We start from the raw sequence: 3,111 nt of genomic DNA, 5'->3' as shown, positions 1-3,111 counted from the left end.
GTCGCGGTGGGTGCACCGGTGCTCACGGCCCTGACCGGTCGCTGGAATCGAAAAGTGGTGCTGCTGGCATTGATGGCCCTGTTTGTGGCGGGGAACCTGATGGCGTGGCTTGCGCCGGGGTACGAATCCCTGATCACGGCCCGTGTCCTGACAGGTCTGGCCCACGGTGTGTTTTTCTCGATCGGATCCACTATCGCCACCACTCTGGTCTCTAAAGATAAAGAAGCGAGTGCCATTGCGATCATGTTTACCGGCCTGACCGTTGCACTGGTAACCGGCGTTCCCCTAGGAACCTGGATCGGCCAGGCGTTCGGCTGGCGGGCTACGTTCCTCGTGGTGTCCCTGCTGGGTGTGATCGCTTTTGTCGGCAGTGCACTGTTGATTCCACGTAACCTGAAACAAGCCCAACCAGCACGTTTGTCCCAGCAGTTGAGTGTACTGACGCAGCCACGATTGCTGCTGGTGTATGCGATGACCGCAGTGGGTTATGGCGGTACGTTTGTAGCGTTTACGTTCCTGGCGCCAATCCTTGAACAGGTGTCTGGCTTTGAATCCAGCTCGATTGCGCTGCTGCTGTTGGTGTACGGCGTGTCTGTCGCTGTCGGCAATATTTGGGGCGGAAAGATGGCCGACCGCATGGGCCCCGTTAAAGCGTTGCACATCATCTTTGCCGCGTTGGCACTGGTGCTGGTGGCCTTTACCTTTACGGCCGGAAACCAGATCACTGCTGTACTGACTGTATTGGTATGGGGGGCCTTTGCATTTGGTAACGTACCGGGCTTGCAGGTGTATGTGGTGAAGCTGGCCGAGAAACACACACCGCAGGCTGTGGATGTGGCATCTGGCCTGAATATCGCCGCGTTCAATGTGGGTATCGCTGTTGGTGCTTATGTCGGTGGTTTAATTGTGGATTCCATGACGCTGATGGATACCCCATGGATCGGCGCGATTATTGTCTTTTGGGCACTGTTACTGACGCGACTTTCCGGCTTCCTGGATAATCGGGATCAACCGCAGATCGCAACAGCTTAAGCAGAGCAGTTTGCTTACCACCTAAGACCTTTGTCGCTGCCAACTGACTTACCGCTTGCCTCGCAATGCTGGTAAGTCAGTTATCCATCTTTTCTCTCTCTCTTCCTCAGGTTATTGATTCCTAGCGGTTTTTAAACTTGGCCCGCTCTTTGCTGAAGCTATAGCTGACCAATAAAAAACTATAAAGCTGAACACTGTTTGCTGCCGCGCTATGAGCACCTTTTTCGCATCTGGGGTGAGTGTGTAGGACCGAGCAGTGCTTCTTCAGCGGTATCACTGCCGGAGAGAGCCGAATGTCCCAAATTGAAACCTTCTACGAAGTTATGCGGCGACAGGGGATAACCCGTCGTAGCTTCCTGAAATATTGCAGCCTGACTGCCGCGGCGCTGGGTCTGGGGCCAACGTTTGCGCCGCAGATTGCGCACGCGATGGAAACTAAGGAGCGTACGCCTGTACTGTGGCTGCACGGTCTGGAATGTACCTGTTGTTCCGAGTCCTTTATCCGTTCTGCACACCCGTTGGTAAAAGATGTGGTGCTGTCGATGATCTCCCTGGACTACGACGACACGCTGATGGCGTCGGCCGGTCACCAGGCGGAAGAAGTTCTGCACGAGACCATTAAAAAATACAAAGGCAAATACATCCTTGCCGTCGAGGGCAATCCGCCGCTGAACGAAGATGGCATGTTCTGTATTTCCGGTGGTAAACCCTTTGTAGAAAAACTGAAGTACGCCGCGAAAGACGCAGCTGCGATCATCGCCTGGGGTTCCTGCGCGTCCTGGGGTTGTGTGCAGGCCGCACGTCCAAACCCAACCCAAGCAGTGCCGATCCACAAAGTGATCACCGACAAACCGATCATCAAAGTACCGGGCTGCCCGCCGATCGCGGAAGTCATGACCGGTGTGATCACCTACATGCTGACCTTCGGCAAGATGCCTGAGCTGGACCGTCAGGGCCGTCCGAAGATGTTCTACAGCCAGCGTATCCACGATAAATGCTACCGCCGTCCGCACTTCGATGCCGGTCAGTTTGTCGAGCAGTGGGATGATGAAGGCGCACGTAAGGGATACTGCCTGTACAAAGTGGGTTGTAAGGGACCAACCACCTACAACGCCTGTTCCACCGTACGCTGGAACGAAGGTGTTTCCTTCCCGATCCAGGCCGGTCACGGTTGTATCGGTTGTTCCGAAGACGGTTTCTGGGACAAGGGTTCGTTCTATGACCGACTCTCCAACATTCCGCAGTTCGGCATCGAGAAGAACGCCGATGAAATTGGTACCGCTGTCGCGGGTGGCGTAGGTGCTGCGATCGCTGCACACGCCGCAGTAAGTGCTATCAAACGTGCGCAGCATAAAGGAGACCAGGACTCATGAGCACCCAACTGAATGCAAAAAATCTGGACAACAGCGGACGCCGGGTGGTTGTTGATCCTGTAACCCGAATTGAAGGGCACATGCGTTGCGAAGTGAATGTGGATGAGAACAATGTCATCCGCAATGCAGTGTCTACCGGCACCATGTGGCGTGGTCTGGAAGTGATTCTGAAAGGCCGTGACCCACGTGATGCCTGGGCGTTTGTCGAGCGTATCTGCGGTGTTTGTACTGGTACCCACGCGTTAACCTCCGTTCGAGCAGTCGAGGATGCGCTGGATATTCAGGTGCCGCTGAACGCTCACCTTATCCGTCATCTGATGGACAAAACCCTGCAGGTGCACGACCACATCGTACACTTCTACCACCTGCACGCGCTGGACTGGGTAAACCCAGTGAATGCGCTGAAAGCAGATCCGATCAAAACCTCGGAGCTGCAGAAGATGGTGTCACCGCGTCACGCCAAATCCAGCCCGGGTTACTTCAAGGACGTACAGACACGTCTGAAGAAGTTTGTTGAAACCGGACAGCTGGGTCTGTTTGCCAACGGCTACTGGGATAACCCGGCGTACAAACTACCGCCGGAAGCGGACCTGATGGCGGTGTCTCACTACCTGGAGGCGCTGGATTTCCAGAAAGAGATCGTCAAGATCCACACCATTTTCGGCGGTAAGAACCCACACCCGAACTACATGGTGGGTGGCGTGTC

At 55.1% G+C, this 3,111-nt stretch carries 3 protein-coding genes; all 3 read left to right on the top strand.

All coding sequences use genetic code 11. From position 1 onward, the window contains the following. A partial coding sequence (locus ACEQ15_RS13220; RefSeq protein ID WP_370279660.1) for an MFS transporter occupies nt 1-1,032 on the top strand: 1,032 nt, incomplete at its 5' end. 293 nt (nt 1,033-1,325) lie between these two features. Next, on the top strand, nt 1,326-2,405 hold the full coding sequence (locus ACEQ15_RS13215; protein ID WP_370279659.1) for a hydrogenase small subunit: 1,080 nt from the start codon (nt 1,326-1,328) through the stop codon (nt 2,403-2,405). After that, a partial coding sequence (locus tag ACEQ15_RS13210; protein ID WP_370279658.1) for a nickel-dependent hydrogenase large subunit occupies nt 2,402-3,111 on the top strand: 710 nt, incomplete at its 3' end. The genes ACEQ15_RS13215 and ACEQ15_RS13210, both read left to right, overlap by 4 nt.

Origin of the sequence: Pontibacterium sp. (assembly GCF_964228735.1) — a bacterium.
Taxonomy (GTDB): Bacteria; Pseudomonadota; Gammaproteobacteria; order Pseudomonadales; family Balneatricaceae; genus Pontibacterium.
This window is presented reverse-complemented; position numbering and strand designations above follow the sequence as displayed.

Coding starts and splice junctions, on each gene's coding strand:
- ACEQ15_RS13215 (WP_370279659.1), top strand. CDS start 1,326: ATGTCCCAAATTGAAACCTTCTACGAAGTTATGCGGCGACAGGGGATA.